This window comes from Serratia sp. H1w, assembly GCF_000633355.1.
Taxonomy (GTDB): domain Bacteria; phylum Pseudomonadota; class Gammaproteobacteria; order Enterobacterales; family Enterobacteriaceae; genus Chania.
The window spans coordinates 16354-30311 of the sequence record NZ_AYMQ01000117.1 but is presented as its reverse complement, the minus strand read 5'-3'; the positions used below and the strand labels follow the sequence as shown (position 1 = coordinate 30311).

The window sequence follows — 13958 nt, the reverse complement described above, 5'->3', positions numbered from 1 at the left end:
CACATTGAATACATGACCCAATGTCGGTATGCAGGACGTGGTCAAGCTGATGCAGGCATTTACCTCGGTGAAACAGAACGACGTTTTCCACTGAGGTTGGTACTTACGGTGATGGTGTTTTAAAAGTGCCATGTTTTAAACGCTAAATGTTTAATGAAGGAAATACACACGTCAATATGTGAAGTAACGGTGTGCGATCCCGATCCACAGCTCTTTATCTGAACCCGCCAGGCACAGCTATTTGGTTGTGGCTGGTGGGTTCATTTGTTTGAATATGTCCTATATTCACGCTCAGGGAGAGGATCTATGAATCAAGGAGTTTGTTGGCAACCGCCTTTTAGCGACCAGTTTGGCAACGGAATGGTTTACCGCTTGTTTACTATGGAAGGTATTCCCTATGCGGTTGGATTTGAAGAAATACCGACGATGTATGATCTGAATAGCAAGGGTATCGATATTCTTTCAGCTTACCCGAATTTTCGCTTTTCAAGCAACGGGGTATGGGCTGTCGTATTCGACGAAGTTGACCCTGTCATCATGGATTTTAAGGGGTTTCAACATGTGCAGCATACTGGTTTGCTAGGTGGTAAGGTCCTCCTCAACGTTGCAAGTATAATTTATGACCATTATACTCTTTGTCACGCAGGAGCTTATGTCTTCTCTGCTGCCACCGATCCCCAATACCTTAGACAAACCGATTTGGTTGACATCTACAATGGGCTGCTTGGCCTCAACGGTAAATCCAAAAGTCGGCTGTTCGGGAGATTAGTGGGATGGGAAGCTTTCAGTGATACCGCAATAGGAGGAAGAGGTTATGTCGTTACTACTCAAAGTTACTAAGCCGGACACAATCTCGGCTGAATCTCTCTCACTTGAAATGGGAATGCGCCTCCAGGTGGCGGCAGCTCGGGATTTGAAAAACAAGTTGGAGACTGGTAAGGCAAAGATCGTCAATGGTCGCTATGTCTTTGACTCCAGCATGAAGGTAACCCGCCCTCCGATCTTTGCAGCCAGAGACCGCTAAAACAACTTCATGCGCTTGGCGAACTATCGTCAAGCGCGATCTCCCAACGTTTGCAGGTCTAGTCCTATTGATCCTACCTGGTTTTCAATGATGCTATTTCATCAGGAAGATCGTGCCTTTCTTCTGATGATGCATTGACGCACTAATCACCTTAATCTCAGGTAACTCATTGATGAAAAAATGGATATTGTTGTCTGCAATAGTTAGCCAGCAGGTTCTTGCCGCGCCGCCTTGCTCGCCGGAAACGTCGCCAGGCAAGGTATGTGAAGTGGAGATCGCGCAATTACATCCCACCCAACCCGGCATTGGTCTACTCCAGGTGAATGCGGAACAACAGAAGTTGTCGCAAAAAAGCGCGAAAAAACTCGATAACTATCTGGCAAAAAAAGAGATCCCTGTTGTGATTTCCCCCGCGGGAGATTACTGGCTCGTTGATCGTCATCATCTCACCCGTACGCTGTGGCAAATGGGCAAGACGAAAACCGACGTCAGGATTATTGCTCATCTAGTTGATCAGAAGACGTTCTGGCAGCAGATGGCAACGAATCACTGGGCGTGGCTGAAAAACGAACAGGGGCAACGGATAACCCCGGAGCAATTGCCAGCGCATATTGCCGATCTGCCTGATTATCCCTACCGCTCGTTAGCGGGCTTGTTACAGGATGAGGGATACTTTGAGAAAAAAGAGCAGGTCTATTTTGTCGAATTTGCCTGGGCAAGCTGGTTGGGGGATAAAATGAACTGGGCCGCTGTCAATGCAGACAACCTGCATGAGCGGCTGGAGCAAGCGAAAACACTTGCCTGCGAGCCGGAGGCAAAAAGCCTGCCGGGCTATCCAGGTAAAATGTGTTCGGCCAAGACAAGGTGAAGGGTTTGTCAGCAGTAGCAAGGCCGCAAATGCGGCCTTGCTCTTACTTTAGGAAACGTGCTGCAAGAACTCGCGCAGGCGTGGGCTCGGCGGGTTATTGATCAGGTCATGAGGATTGCCATCTTCGGCAATCCGGCCTTTGTCGATAAAGATCAGTCGTGAGGCCACTTTTTCGGCAAAGCCGACTTCGTGAGTCACGATCACCATCGTCATGCCTTCTTCGGCCAGATCCTGCATGACCTTCAGCACTTCATGGCGCAATTCCGGATCGAGCGCCGAAGTTGGCTCATCAAACAGCATCATTTTGGGCTTCACCGCCAACGCGCGGGCAATGGCCACACGTTGTTGCTGCCCACCCGAAAGCTCGGAAGGGTAGTGGTGAGAGCGCTCAGCTAATCCAACCTTGGCCAACAACACGTGTGCCAGTTTTTCGGCTTCTGCCTTCTTCAAACCGCGCACGCGGATCGGGCCAAAGGCGACGTTTTCCAGCGCGGTCAGGTGCGGGAACAGGTAGAACTGCTGAAACACCATACCGGCTTCCTGACGGATCAGGCGATCGTCTACCTTTGGATCGTTCACCTTCAGGCCGTCCACCACCAAATCCCCACTGGTGATCTCTTCCAGTTTGTTGATGCAGCGCAGCAGGGTTGATTTACCGGAGCCGGAAGGCCCGATGATCACCACCACTTCACCCTGTTTGATATTCAGGTCGATATTGTGCAGCACCTGGGTCGGGCCAAAGTGCTTGGAGACGTTTTTAAATTCAATCACAGGATTTTCATCCTTCTTTCCAGACGACGCAGCACGAAGCTAAGCATCAGGGTAATAATCAGGTAAACAACCGCAACGGCGCTCCAGATTTCCAGCGCGCGGAAGTTTCCGGCAATAATTTCCTGCCCCTGACGGGTCAGTTCCGCTACACCGATCACAATGAACAGCGAAGTATCCTTGATGCTGATGATCCACTGGTTACCCAACGGAGGCAGCATGCGGCGCAGTGCCAACGGCATGATCACATAACGGATCGTCTCGCGGCGTGACAGCCCCAGGGCCAGACCGGCTTCACGGAAACCGCTGTGGATCGACAACACCGCGCCACGGGTAATTTCCGCAATATAGGCACCCGAGTTGATCATGATGGTCACCACGGCGGCGGTGAAAGGATCGATGCGGAAATCGCTAAAGGCCATTGGCAGGGCGAAGTAGATAAACATTACCTGTACTACAATCGGCGTACCGCGGATCACTTCAATGAAGACCAATGCCACATGGTTGGCGATCCAGCCGCCATAGGTGCGGGCAAAGCCGGCAACCAGGCCGATGAACAGGCCGCCAATCAGACCGAGGATCGAAATCCACAGGGTCATTTTGGCGCCTTCTAACAACAGTGGGATGGCGGGCCAAATGGCACTCCAATCGAATTGCATAGTGTTATCTCCCGGTGATCCCAAACGAGGGAATCAATAAACAGCAAAGCACAGGGGGTGGGTACACCTCCCCTGTGCTTAAGTAATTTACCCGTCGTCTTTCAAGCCGTAGCGTTGTTACCTGCGCTGACTCACCCCAGTCACTTACCCAAAAGTAAGCTCCTGGGGATGAGACAGCTTGTCGCCTAGCTACGACTTGAAATCCATAGGGTAAAAATATTAATTCAATAAATCATTTAGGTTCGGTACCGAACCATTTTTTGTAGATTTCGTTGTATGTGCCGTTGTCGCGCAGGGTTTTCAGCGCGCCGTTCACTTTCTCACGCAGCTCGTCGCTGCCTTTCGGGAAGGCGATACCATATTGTTGAGCTTCGATCGACTCGCCTACGGTTTTGAACTTGCCAGCGCCAGCGGTTTTGATGAAGTACAGGATGTTTGGCGTATCGTGCAGCACGGCATCAGCACGCTTGGTGCCCAGTTCCATATAGGCGTTGTCGATGTTCGGGAACTGGCGTAGGTCTTTGGTTTTGATGTGCTGCTTGGCGTAATCCACCGAACCGGTGCCGCTCTTCACTGCCACCACTTTGCCGTCCAGATCCTGGATGCCTTTCACTTTGTCGTTATCGGCGTTAACCATCACCAGCAGGCCGCTTTTGTAGTAGCCATCGGAGAATTCGATCGCCTTTTTGCGTTCGTCGGTAATGGTGATACCGGCCAGCGCTAGATCGACGTTCTTGGTTTGCAGCGCAGGAATGATGCCGCTAAAGTCCATTGGCTTCAGGGTGTAATCCAGCTTCAGCTCTTTGGCAATTGCCGCCCATAAATCGATATCGAAACCGACGTATTGGTCACCTTGTTTGAATTCAAACGGTACGAAAGCGGTGTCCGTGGCGACAACCAGCTTGTCTGCTGCGTGAGAGCTAACAGCGAAGGCCAGCGAAAGGGCGGCCAGGGAAACTTTAAAAATAGACTTCATGAGAGGAATTCCTGTACAGGTTGCGGATTACCCATTTTTTATGTTGCATTTTGTGCTATGGAAGAATCGTGCCAAGTTTGCAATCATTATAAAAACAAAGGGTTGCGTAGTGATGTTGGGTTTGGCTAGCCAATTAGAGTTTTTCATGCACCACATCTGGGCACCAAAATGGTGCATCGCGGCTGTGGTGGTGCATTTGGGCTATCATCAACCAAACAATAGTCGGGAAACAACCGATAATTAACAATTTTAGATCAATAATGATAACTAACTCTAACTTTATAGCCATAGTCCGAATTTATTTGGTGCAACCTGGCGGGTTTTGCACCGAGAGGCTAACGTAACTGGCTGTCTTTACTGCCACGGCGATTGAACAGGCTGCTGGCGGCCTGTTTTTTATCCATTTCCGCCTGGCAGTTCACGCAGTAACGTACCCCTTTTAATGCCAGACGGCGTGCGGTGGGGATCTCGGTGCCGCATTCCTGGCAGTATTGCTCGCTTTCACCCTGGCCAAGTGCCTGGCGGGCACGTTGCACGGCATCGTCTACCGTTGAGTCGATTTGATCCTGCACCGCGCCGTCCGCTGTCCATCCGCCTGCCATGTTCACCTCGCTATTCACTTTGCGTCACCAGTAAGACTTAAATCGTGGTGGCATAATATCAAGTGTAATTCAGCCTACTTTTTATACCACTCGGATTTCTCATAAAAAAACAGGCTGGGTAAGGAGTCGCAGCCTGCTGTTTCGCTAATGGCCAGGTCGCTTTACTCACTGTTGGATTCGATAAAACACAGGGACTTGTCCAGATCGCGCGGAGCGGCGGTGAACATGTCGGCGGTACCTTCATCGGCAACTTCCAATCACCGGTTGCGATGGATTGAATCCCTGTTGAGCAAGGGCGCGGGTATTTTGACGGTATCTGTCTGCGTCTTGCCCTGGATAATATGCAGTGCCGCATGACGACCTATTTCGTAATGCGGCAGTTGTACCGTCGAGAGTGGTGGTAGGAATAGTTCGCCAATGCCGACCATATTGTCGTAACCCACGACTGCCACATCTTGCGGGATGCGCAGGCCCTGCGCCAGTAGCGTCTGATAGACCATAAAGGCGATACGATCGTTGCCGCAAATGACCGAGTCGAACAGCGGATTACCCTGCTTGAAATGTGCTAGCACAATGGCTGGGATATCACGGTAGTGCTCATCGCCATGCTCCATATAGCTATGCATGAGTGTGTCAGGGTCGATACCCGCTTGCCGGCAGGCGCGTTCCAGTCCCTGGCGGCGGCGCAAGGTAGCAAGATGGTGTTTTGGCAGATGCAGGCAGAGTGGTTTACGGTTACCTGCGGCGAGCAGCGCCTGCACCGCCTCGAACTGGCCTTGTTCGTCGTCCGGAATGTAGCTGGCGACAGGATCGTGCAAGCTTTCGCAGTTGGCCAGTACGCACGGGAGGGTGAGCAGTTTGGTCGGCAGCGGCACCTGACGTAGCCCCATGGTGGTGTAGATGATGCCGTCTGGCCGGTGTGAAAGCAGAAGGTCGACAATGGTATCTGGATTATCGTCAGAGAACATGTTTACCACGAAACTGTTCCAGCCATACGCCCGGGCAGTCTCTTCGATTGAAAGCGTAATTTCCACCGAGAATGGTGTGGTCACCGTATCGAGAGCCAGCACCCCGATAGTATTCGGTGTGGCATGTGCGCCGCGTATTTTTTTCGCTGAAAGATCGGGAACGTAATTGGTCTCCTTGATGGCTAGCTGCACACGCGCCAAGGTCTCAGACCTTAGTCTTTCCGGGCTATTGAGCGCGCGGGAGACCGTCATGAGCGATACATTGGCGAGTTTCGCCACATCCTTTAGAGAAGCCATATCTATTACTCTCGTCATTATTCTCAGGTAACAGGCTATACGACGAAGTTACTGATGTAAAAGGCTCTGCGGCTATTCTGTCGTAGCAAGCGAAACAGCCGCCGCGAGTAATTTTTGATCGCGATCTCACTTTTTCAATGTTAACGTTAACTTTTGTGATTAACATCATGAATCTCAGCAAAACGATAAGCGCTTTTTTGTTTGTTAACGTTACCATTCTACCATTACTCCAACACGAGAATGCCATCATGAAAGCGCATCACTCTCATAGCTACCCACTACTCAGTGCATTACTGTTCTTCTTTTTCGTGTCCTGGTCCTCTACGGGTTCTTTACTCTCTATCTGGCTGCACCAGGAAGTGGGGCTGAAAGCGGGAGATACCGGCATTATCTACGCGGTGTTGTCTGTCTCCGCGTTACTGGCGCAAATCTGCTACGGCTTTATCCAGGATAAACTTGGCCTGCGGAAAAACCTGCTCTGGTACCTCACCGGGCTGTTAATCCTTTCCGGGCCTGCCTATTTGTTGTTTAGTTATCTGCTACAAATCAATATCTTGCTCGGAAGTATCTTCGGTGGGATTTATATCGGTATCACCTTTAACGGCGGTATCGGCGTACTGGAATCGTATACCGAACGCGTGGCGCGCCAGAGTCAGTTCGAATTCGGCAAGGCACGGATGTGGGGATCGCTGGGCTGGGCGGTGGCGACCTTCTTCGCCGGACTTCTATTTAACATCAATCCGAAACTAAACTTCGCGGTCTCCAGCTGTGCCGGTCTGGTGTTCTTTATCCTTCTGGCACGGCTGCGGGTGTCTTCTGCACCGCATGCGATGCAGGAGGCGGTGTCTGGTGGCAAAGTGAAGTTGGATGACGTACTGCGTCTGCTGACTCTGCCACGCTTCTGGGCACTGGTGTTTTTCGTCATCGGAACCTGTATTTACGGCGTTTACGATCAGCAGTTCCCGGTTTACTTCTCTTCACAATTCGCCACGTTGCAGGAAGGCAACGCCATGTATGGTTATCTCAACTCGTTCCAGGTGTTCCTCGAAGCTGCCGGGATGTTCTGCGCCCCGTGGTTAGTTAACCGCATCGGTGCGAAAAATGGCCTGATTTTCGCCGGGATGGTGATGGCGTTGCGTATGGTTGCCTCCGGGCTGGTGGAGGGGCCGCTGCTGATTTCCATCACTAAACTGTTGCACGCGGTAGAGCTGCCGATCCTGCTGGTCGCTATCTTTAAATACAACAGCTTGAATTTCGACAAACGCTTGTCCGCCACACTCTATCTGGTGGGGTTCGCCTGCACCAGTTCGGTTATTGCTTCGGTGCTGTCGCCGCTGGCAGGTTATAGCTACGAAAAATACGGCTTTGCCCAGTCCTATCTGATTATGGGATTGCTGGTGTTCTGCACCACCTTTATCTCCATCTTCCTGTTGCGTTCCAGTCGGTTATCTTCAGATCCTCTGATGTCGCAACCTTCCGCTATATGATTGAAAAGAGTAAATACTATGACGTATTCAATATCCAAGGCTGAACAGGAACTGCAGGCTAAACGTGAAACGCTGAACTTGCGTTGGTATCCGCGCTACCATCTTGCTGCGCGTGCGGGCTGGATTAACGATCCGAACGGTCTGGTCTGGTTTGACGGTTGGTATCACGCTTTTTACCAGCATCATCCGTATTCCACGCAGTGGGGACCGATGCACTGGGGCCATGCGCGCAGTAAAGACCTGGTTCATTGGGAGCACCTGCCGATCGCATTGGCCCCGGAAGGTCCGGAAGATAAAGACGGCTGCTTCTCTGGTTCGGCGGTTGTTGATGGCGACACCCTGGCATTGATTTATACCGGGCATAAGTTCCATGGCGACGCCAGCGATGAGGCTAACCTTTATCAGGTGCAGTGTCTTGCGACTAGCCGTGACGGGGTCTGCTTCGAACGTCAGGGGATCGTGGTGGATACTCCGCCGGGTCTGCACCATTTCCGCGACCCGAAGGTGTGGCGTGAAGGGGATAGCTGGTACATGATAGTCGGCGCTCGCGATGGTGAGACCGGCCAGGTGCGCCTGTATCGTTCCGCCGACCTGCATCAGTGGCACGATGCCGGAGTCCTTGATGAGGCGGAAAAAGAGATGGGTTATATGTGGGAGTGCCCGGACTTCTTCACCCTCGAGGATAGACGCATCCTGATGTTTTCTCCTCAGGGGATGGCGGCTGAAGGTTTCAACAACCGTAACCTGTTCCAAAGCGGCTATCTGCTTGGTGAATGGCAGCCGGGGCAACCTTTTGTTCGCCAAAGCGAGTTTATTGAAATCGACCACGGCCACGATTTTTATGCCCCGCAAAGCTTCCTGACTCCCGATGGCCGCCGCATCGTTATCGGCTGGCTGGATATGTGGGAATCGCCGTTGCCCGAACAGCAAGATGGCTGGGCGGGAATGCTCTCCCTGCCGCGCGAATTGAGCCTTGGCGCAGATAACCGTTTGCAAATACGTCCGGCCAAAGAGGTAGAGGGTTTACGCGGTGCATGGTTCCCGTGGCCAGTGAGTACGTTGAAAAATCAGCAGACCACGATGGTGAAAAACTGCGAAACGATGGAGGTGATCCTAAATTGGGATTGTGCTAACAGCAGCGCAGAACAATATGGCATCAGCTTTGGCGAGGGGCTGCGCGTTTATGTTGATGCGCAGATGCAGCGTCTGGTGCTGGAGCGCCGTTATCCGCAGTATGGCCTGTGCGGGGTACGAAGCGTACCGCTGACAGCCGGAGCATCGCTGAAACTGCGGTTGTTCTTTGATAGCTCTTCCGTGGAAGTTTTTGCTAATGATGGCGAAGCGTGCCTCAGCAGCCGTATTTACCCGGACGCTGCGCGCCGTGAGTTAATGCTATTTGCCTGGAGTGGTTCGGTTTCCCTATCCGAGGCGGGAGCCTGGCAGCTCGAATAATCTATTTATCTGTCAGGGATGTGGTAAATAAAGTATTGCAGCATGCTGGTGCCGCATCCCGAACGATTTAAAAAATAGGTTTTAAATGTGTTAATAACCCGTTTGTCATGACGGATGGGTGATTATTGTCATCATCATCGAGTTTACCCATAAATATAAATGACACATTAATTAAAATAATAATGGATTAATGATGAAAAATAATAACGATTTAAATATCAACAAAGCCCGGGTCGGCTGTTTACTCACGTTTTTAGCCAGCGCTTGTGCTAGCGCCCAAGCACCTCAATCCATCGAGGAGCGTTTGGCGCACCTGGAACAGCGGTTGAAAGAGACCGAGCAGCGGGCCGTTCGAGCGGAGACGGAGATTCGTGCGCTGAAACAGCAGGATACACCGGTAACGGTGGCCAGCGTGACACCGACCGAACCGGCATTACGGCTTAATAACTATGGCGAATTAAAATTCTATGGTGACGTTGAGTTTAATATGGATGGCGCTAGTCGTAGCGGCAGTCTGACCTCGTTGAAAACCAGCGCTAATAAAAACTGGGCGCCGGGTAATAAAGAACGCTGGGATATTAACGGACGTATACTGCTTGGCTTTGATGGATTACGTAACGGGTTGAATGGGGACTATGCCGGTTTCAGCGTACAGCCGCTTGCGGATATGAATGGCAAAATGAATCTTGATGATGCGGCATTTTTCTTCGGCCAGCAGGATGACTGGCAGATTAAAATAGGGCGTTTTGAGGCCTTTGATATGTTTCCGCTTAATCAGGATACCTTTATTGAATATTCTGGCAATACGGCCAACGACCTGTATTCCGACGGCTATGGTTACATTTACATGATGAAAGAGGGGCGCGGGCGCAGTAGCAGCGGAGGCAGCTTCCTGCTCAGTAAAACACTGGATAACTGGTATTTTGAAGTGAATACGCTGGTGGAGGACGGCAGTTCGCTGTTTGTCGACCAGAACTATCACGGCAACGCACTGGATAGCCGTAAAAACGTGGTTTACGTGCGCCCCGTGGCCGCGTGGCAATCCGGTGAGTGGTCGGTGGCTGCAGCGCTGGAGAGCAACCTCGTTAATAATGCCTACGGCTATCAGAATCAGCAGGGCCTTTGGGTTGACCAGTCCAGCCGTACCGGCTACGGGATGACCATGAGCTGGAACACGCTGAAAACCGATGTGCAGAACGGGGCGGTGGTGAACCTGAGCACCGCCTATCTTGATGCGACGGATGAAAAGAACTTCAGCGCCGGTATCAATGCGCTATGGCATCGCGTTGAGCTGGGCTATATCTACGCGCATAACAAAATCGACCGTTTCAATATGAGCAGTGTGTATGCTGAATGCGACGGCGATTGCGCGATTTTGACGCCAGGAACTTACGATATCCACACCATTCATACCTCCTGGCAGTTGCCGAATATTATGGATATGCCGAACTTTAATAGCTACCTCGGGGCTTATGCTTCCTGGCTGGATGCTTCGACGATAAACCCAGGTGACACTGATATGCGCTATGGCATGAGATTACGTTTTAAGTATTTATTCTAAAATTGGATGGTTAAGGAAACACTATGAAACTGTGGACAGTTGGCGATGCGGTAATCGATTTATTACCCCAATCAGATATGCAATATAAAGCTTGTGCCGGTGGCGCGCCGTTAAATGTTGCAGTGGGTGCGGCTCGTTTGGGGTGTGATTGTGGTTTTATTGGTAGAGTCGGTGATGACCCATTTGGCCTCTTTCTCCAGCAAATACTTTCTTCTGAGGGAGTCGAAACACAATATATACAATTTGATGAACAATATCATACCAGTACCGTGCTGGTCGCGCTGGGGAATGAGGGCGATCGCAGTTTTACATTCCTGGTTAATCCCTCTGCCGACCAGTTCTTGTCCTCTAAAAACCTACCCGATTTTGGGGATGATATAGTGCACTTCTGTTCGTTGGCTCTGGTTGCCAAGGAGAGCCGGGGGACCTTGGCCAAGGCGATAAGTTTAGTCAAGCAACGCGGTGGCATCCTGAGCTTTGATGTCAACCTGCGGGAGGGAATGTGGGAAAACCCGCAGGAGATGCTGACAACGATAACTCAATTTGCTAATCAGTCCGATATTTTAAAGCTCTCAGAAGACGAATTATATTGGATAACCGGAACTACGCATTTTGAAAGCGCATTGGAAATAGTAAAGCGCTTTCCATCCAGTCTTAAAATTGTTACCCGTGGTATCCAAGGGGCTATCGTCTTATGGCAAGACATGGCCATACACGTAGACTCGTACAGGGTGAACAGTTTAGATACGACGGGGGCCGGCGATGCCTTTATTGCTGGGCTGTTGGCAAATATCGCTCTCGGAAATGGTTTGCAGGATTTTGAACAATTGAAATTAGCTTTAACGCAAGCCAGCGCCTGTGGCGCGTTGGCGACGACACAAAAAGGAGCTTTATCCGCATTACCCGATGTGGAGGGGGTCAAAAGTTTTATAGAATCTGCGCATGGACTGACATTTAAGGTTAATGCTATAAACCTTGATGGGTGAAATACAGTCGACTTATTGTAATATAAGGTGTCTATAAGTCAGTTAAAATGGATATCGACGAAAAACATGAAAGTTAATGTGGTGGGCACCAGTGGCAGCGGTAAAAGCACCGTTGCCCGTCAATTGGCACACAAACTGGCCGTGCCTTACATCGAGATGGATAAGCTTTACTGGCGGCCGAACTGGCAAAATGCCGCGGATGAGGAGTTCCTGCAACAGGTTGAACAAGCTCTGGTATCTGCCCCTGCGGGTTGGGTATTGGATGGCAACTACAAGCGGACCAAAGCCGTCAAGTGGCGCGATGTTGATTGGGTTGTCTGGGTTGATTACGGGTTTTGTCGCACCTTGTATCAGGCGATACGCCGAGCGGCAGTGCGTGCCTGGCACAAAACTGAGTTATGGCCTGGCACCGGCAATGTTGAAAGCTATGGTCGTTCATTTTTTAGTCGTGAGTCGATCATTTGGTGGACGATAAAAACCTATCGGCAAAACCGCAAAAAATATCTGGCAGAACAGCAAAATGCGGACAATCGCCATATCCGCTTTATTCAGCTGCGCTCTCCGGCAGAAACGGCCGCTTTTTTGGCTAACTTGCCAGAGGCAACAGGAAACGAGCCGATCGGTCAACCGGCTCCATAAGGGTTAGATCAGCAGATCGTAGTGAACTTTTACCACCACTTTCTTGATGTGTTTCGGCTCGGCAAGCTGGCAACCGGGCTTGTGTGGCTCCAGCGGGAAGAAGATCGCGTACATACCCGGCGTCAGATTCAGGGTTTGTGGATTGCGTTTGATATCCAGCCATTGCAGATCTTTGCTTTCATCGTAATGATCGCTGCTTTCCCAACTGTCTGGCAGGCCAAAATCGATCCGCTCTTCACCACCGATAAGGATCTGGATATCCAGATATTCCTGGTGCAGCTCGGCGCGTTTGCTTTCAGCCGGTTCCGTCATCAGTTCCATCACGTTCATAAACACCCGATCGCCATCGATCTCATGGCGTCCCAACGGCAGCCCGGGTAAATCATACTGACGCACGGTATTGAGGATGTTGGCTAAAGCGGGTGAGAGGCCACGTCCGAAGCGGGGGTTGTACAAACTGCCAAATATCATCCTGATTCTCCCTTATATAATGGATACCCAAAAACACCTGCTATGAGTATGTCTATTATGACTAAGGAAAAAAGTTAACTGGCTTGCAATCATGCAACATTCTAAGCGTGGCGCCGGGGTATTTCCGCCAGGCGCCAACGGGATCAGGTGAGGCTTTCAACCTGCGGTTTGGGTTTGATGGTCAACGTGGCTCCCATTGACGCGGTAATGATGGCGGCCAGCGCTAGCCATTGCGTTTGGTTTAGATGTTCGTTGAGGAAAATCATGCCGGAAAGGGCGGCCATCGCCGGTTCCAGACTCATCAGGGTGCCAAAGGTACGGGCGGGAATTTTGGGTAACGCGATAATTTCCAACGAGTAGGGCAACGCGGTAGAAAGCACCGCAACGGCCAACGCCACCGGTAGAATATCCACGTTCAATAGCGCACTGCCGGCTTGCCAGGCACCGATCGGGCAGAACACGATAGCGGCGATCAATGAGCCGACGGCGACGGTGCCCGGCCCGTGATCTCCTCCGGCCTTCTGGCCGAAAATAATATATATCGCCCAACAGGCACCGGCACCCAACGCACAGGCAGCCCCCACGGGATCGATGCTGCCCATATCGTGGCCAAGCGGCAGCAGGAACCATAAACCGGCAATCGCCAGTGCCACCCAGAGGAAATCGATCGGGCGGCGGGAAGAGAACATCGCCACCGCCAGCGGGCCGGTAAACTCCAGCGCCACCGCAATACCCAGCGGCACCGTGCGTAAGGAAAGATAAAACAGGTAGTTCATTGCCCCCAGTGACAGGCCATAGATCAGCAATGGCAACCGGCTACCGGCGGCAAAGCGCATGCGCCACGGGCGGAAAATGATAAACAGGATCAGCGTACCGATACTCAGGCGCAGGGTGGTGATCCCTTCGGCGCCGACCAGCGGGAACAGGCTCTTGGCTAATGAAGCCCCGCTCTGGATCGAGATCATGGCAATGATCAGTAAACATACGGGCACCAGCGTGGAAGACGCTTTGGTGGTGACAGACGAAGACATCCTTTCTGGCCTTATGGAACTCCCCAGCGTCTGGGAAGGTATGGGGTACAGGTGTTGCCCAGTGTAAAGGAATTGGCAGCAAGGTGTTGACGAAAAACGGGGGGACGCGATGAATCTGTCAAAAATATGCGCCAACCTGGCTCAGATGACCAATAAGTGCGATTTTTTT

The 13958-nt window shown here is 51.3% G+C and carries 15 protein-coding genes and 1 pseudogene; 8 read left to right on the top strand and 8 right to left on the bottom strand.

Going from position 1 to position 13958, the window contains the following annotated elements; all coding sequences use genetic code 11:
• Positions 1-306: 306 nt before the first annotated feature.
• From U869_RS0125055 to U869_RS0125045, 3 genes are all read left to right on the top strand, one after another.
• Positions 307-840, top strand: a complete 534-nt coding sequence (locus U869_RS0125055; protein ID WP_025122922.1) for a hypothetical protein — start codon at positions 307-309, stop codon at positions 838-840.
• Complete coding sequence (locus U869_RS0125050) at positions 815-1024, top strand: hypothetical protein (RefSeq protein WP_025122923.1); 210 nt, start codon at positions 815-817, stop codon at positions 1022-1024. Before U869_RS0125055 ends, U869_RS0125050 begins: the two co-directional genes overlap by 26 nt.
• 172 nt (positions 1025-1196) lie before the next feature.
• Positions 1197-1892: a ParB-like protein gene (locus U869_RS0125045; protein WP_025122924.1), complete on the top strand. Its 696-nt coding sequence runs from the start codon at positions 1197-1199 to the stop codon at positions 1890-1892.
• Between the two features lie 48 nt (positions 1893-1940).
• Here U869_RS0125045 and glnQ read toward each other — a convergent pair whose 3' ends face one another.
• The 6 genes and pseudogenes from glnQ to U869_RS0125010 form a co-directional block, all read right to left on the bottom strand.
• The gene (gene glnQ / locus U869_RS0125040) at positions 1941-2663 is read right to left on the bottom strand and encodes a glutamine ABC transporter ATP-binding protein GlnQ (RefSeq protein ID WP_025122925.1); all 723 of its coding nucleotides are present in this window, start codon (positions 2661-2663) and stop codon (positions 1941-1943) included.
• Entirely contained in the window at positions 2660-3319 is a 660-nt protein-coding gene (glnP, locus tag U869_RS0125035) for a glutamine ABC transporter permease GlnP (RefSeq protein ID WP_025122926.1), read from the bottom strand. Before glnP ends, glnQ begins: the two co-directional genes overlap by 4 nt.
• A gap of 232 nt (positions 3320-3551) precedes the next feature.
• Positions 3552-4295 carry a glutamine ABC transporter substrate-binding protein GlnH gene (glnH, locus tag U869_RS0125030; RefSeq protein WP_025122927.1) on the bottom strand — a complete coding sequence of 248 codons (744 nt, stop codon included), beginning with the start codon at positions 4293-4295 and terminating at the stop codon, positions 3552-3554.
• Between the two features lie 335 nt (positions 4296-4630).
• Entirely contained in the window at positions 4631-4897 is a 267-nt protein-coding gene (locus U869_RS0125020; RefSeq protein ID WP_025122929.1) for a DksA/TraR family C4-type zinc finger protein, read from the bottom strand.
• 161 nt (positions 4898-5058) lie between these two features.
• Positions 5059-5151: pseudogene (locus U869_RS32010) on the bottom strand (DNA starvation/stationary phase protection protein Dps); the annotation flags it as partial.
• Between the two features lie 3 nt (positions 5152-5154).
• Positions 5155-6162, bottom strand: a complete 1008-nt coding sequence (locus tag U869_RS0125010; protein WP_025122930.1) for a LacI family DNA-binding transcriptional regulator — start codon at positions 6160-6162, stop codon at positions 5155-5157.
• A 245-nt stretch (positions 6163-6407) separates the two neighbouring features.
• On the opposite strand from U869_RS0125010, the gene U869_RS0125005 reads away from it, so the two are divergent.
• The 5 genes from U869_RS0125005 (at position 6408) to U869_RS0124985 (ending at position 12287) form a co-directional block, all read left to right on the top strand.
• Positions 6408-7649 carry an MFS transporter gene (locus U869_RS0125005; protein WP_025122931.1) on the top strand — a complete coding sequence of 414 codons (1242 nt, stop codon included), beginning with the start codon at positions 6408-6410 and terminating at the stop codon, positions 7647-7649.
• Positions 7650-7667: 18 nt separating this feature from the next.
• Positions 7668-9101, top strand: a complete 1434-nt coding sequence (locus tag U869_RS0125000) for a glycoside hydrolase family 32 protein (RefSeq protein WP_025122932.1) — start codon at positions 7668-7670, stop codon at positions 9099-9101.
• A gap of 217 nt (positions 9102-9318) precedes the next feature.
• Positions 9319-10662: a carbohydrate porin gene (locus tag U869_RS0124995; protein WP_025122933.1), complete on the top strand. Its 1344-nt coding sequence runs from the start codon at positions 9319-9321 to the stop codon at positions 10660-10662.
• A 23-nt stretch (positions 10663-10685) separates the two neighbouring features.
• Positions 10686-11648 carry an aminoimidazole riboside kinase gene (locus U869_RS0124990; protein ID WP_025122934.1) on the top strand — a complete coding sequence of 321 codons (963 nt, stop codon included), beginning with the start codon at positions 10686-10688 and terminating at the stop codon, positions 11646-11648.
• A 66-nt stretch (positions 11649-11714) separates the two neighbouring features.
• On the top strand, positions 11715-12287 hold the full coding sequence (locus tag U869_RS0124985; RefSeq protein WP_025122935.1) for a shikimate kinase: 573 nt from the start codon (positions 11715-11717) through the stop codon (positions 12285-12287).
• Between the two features lie 3 nt (positions 12288-12290).
• On the opposite strand, the gene nanQ is transcribed toward U869_RS0124985, so the two are convergent.
• Positions 12291-12758, bottom strand: coding sequence for an N-acetylneuraminate anomerase (gene nanQ, locus U869_RS0124980; RefSeq protein ID WP_025122936.1), 468 nt, complete (start codon positions 12756-12758; stop codon positions 12291-12293).
• A 143-nt stretch (positions 12759-12901) separates the two neighbouring features.
• A complete protein-coding gene (gene rhtA, locus U869_RS0124975) occupies positions 12902-13789 on the bottom strand; it encodes a threonine/homoserine exporter RhtA (RefSeq protein WP_025122937.1) in 888 nt (295 codons plus the stop codon).
• Positions 13790-13958: the final 169 nt, after the last annotated feature.

Coding starts and splice junctions, on each gene's coding strand:
- nanQ (WP_025122936.1), bottom strand. CDS start 12,758: ATGATATTTGGCAGTTTGTACAACCCCCGCTTCGGACGTGGCCTCTCA.
- U869_RS0125000 (WP_025122932.1), top strand. CDS start 7,668: ATGACGTATTCAATATCCAAGGCTGAACAGGAACTGCAGGCTAAACGT.
- rhtA (WP_025122937.1), bottom strand. CDS start 13,789: ATGTCTTCGTCTGTCACCACCAAAGCGTCTTCCACGCTGGTGCCCGTA.
- U869_RS0124990 (WP_025122934.1), top strand. CDS start 10,686: ATGAAACTGTGGACAGTTGGCGATGCGGTAATCGATTTATTACCCCAA.
- U869_RS0125045 (WP_025122924.1), top strand. CDS start 1,197: ATGAAAAAATGGATATTGTTGTCTGCAATAGTTAGCCAGCAGGTTCTT.
- glnP (WP_025122926.1), bottom strand. CDS start 3,319: ATGCAATTCGATTGGAGTGCCATTTGGCCCGCCATCCCACTGTTGTTA.
- U869_RS0125050 (WP_025122923.1), top strand. CDS start 815: ATGTCGTTACTACTCAAAGTTACTAAGCCGGACACAATCTCGGCTGAA.
- U869_RS0125010 (WP_025122930.1), bottom strand. CDS start 6,162: ATGGCTTCTCTAAAGGATGTGGCGAAACTCGCCAATGTATCGCTCATG.
- U869_RS0125020 (WP_025122929.1), bottom strand. CDS start 4,897: ATGGCAGGCGGATGGACAGCGGACGGCGCGGTGCAGGATCAAATCGAC.
- U869_RS0124985 (WP_025122935.1), top strand. CDS start 11,715: ATGAAAGTTAATGTGGTGGGCACCAGTGGCAGCGGTAAAAGCACCGTT.
- U869_RS0125055 (WP_025122922.1), top strand. CDS start 307: ATGAATCAAGGAGTTTGTTGGCAACCGCCTTTTAGCGACCAGTTTGGC.
- glnH (WP_025122927.1), bottom strand. CDS start 4,295: ATGAAGTCTATTTTTAAAGTTTCCCTGGCCGCCCTTTCGCTGGCCTTC.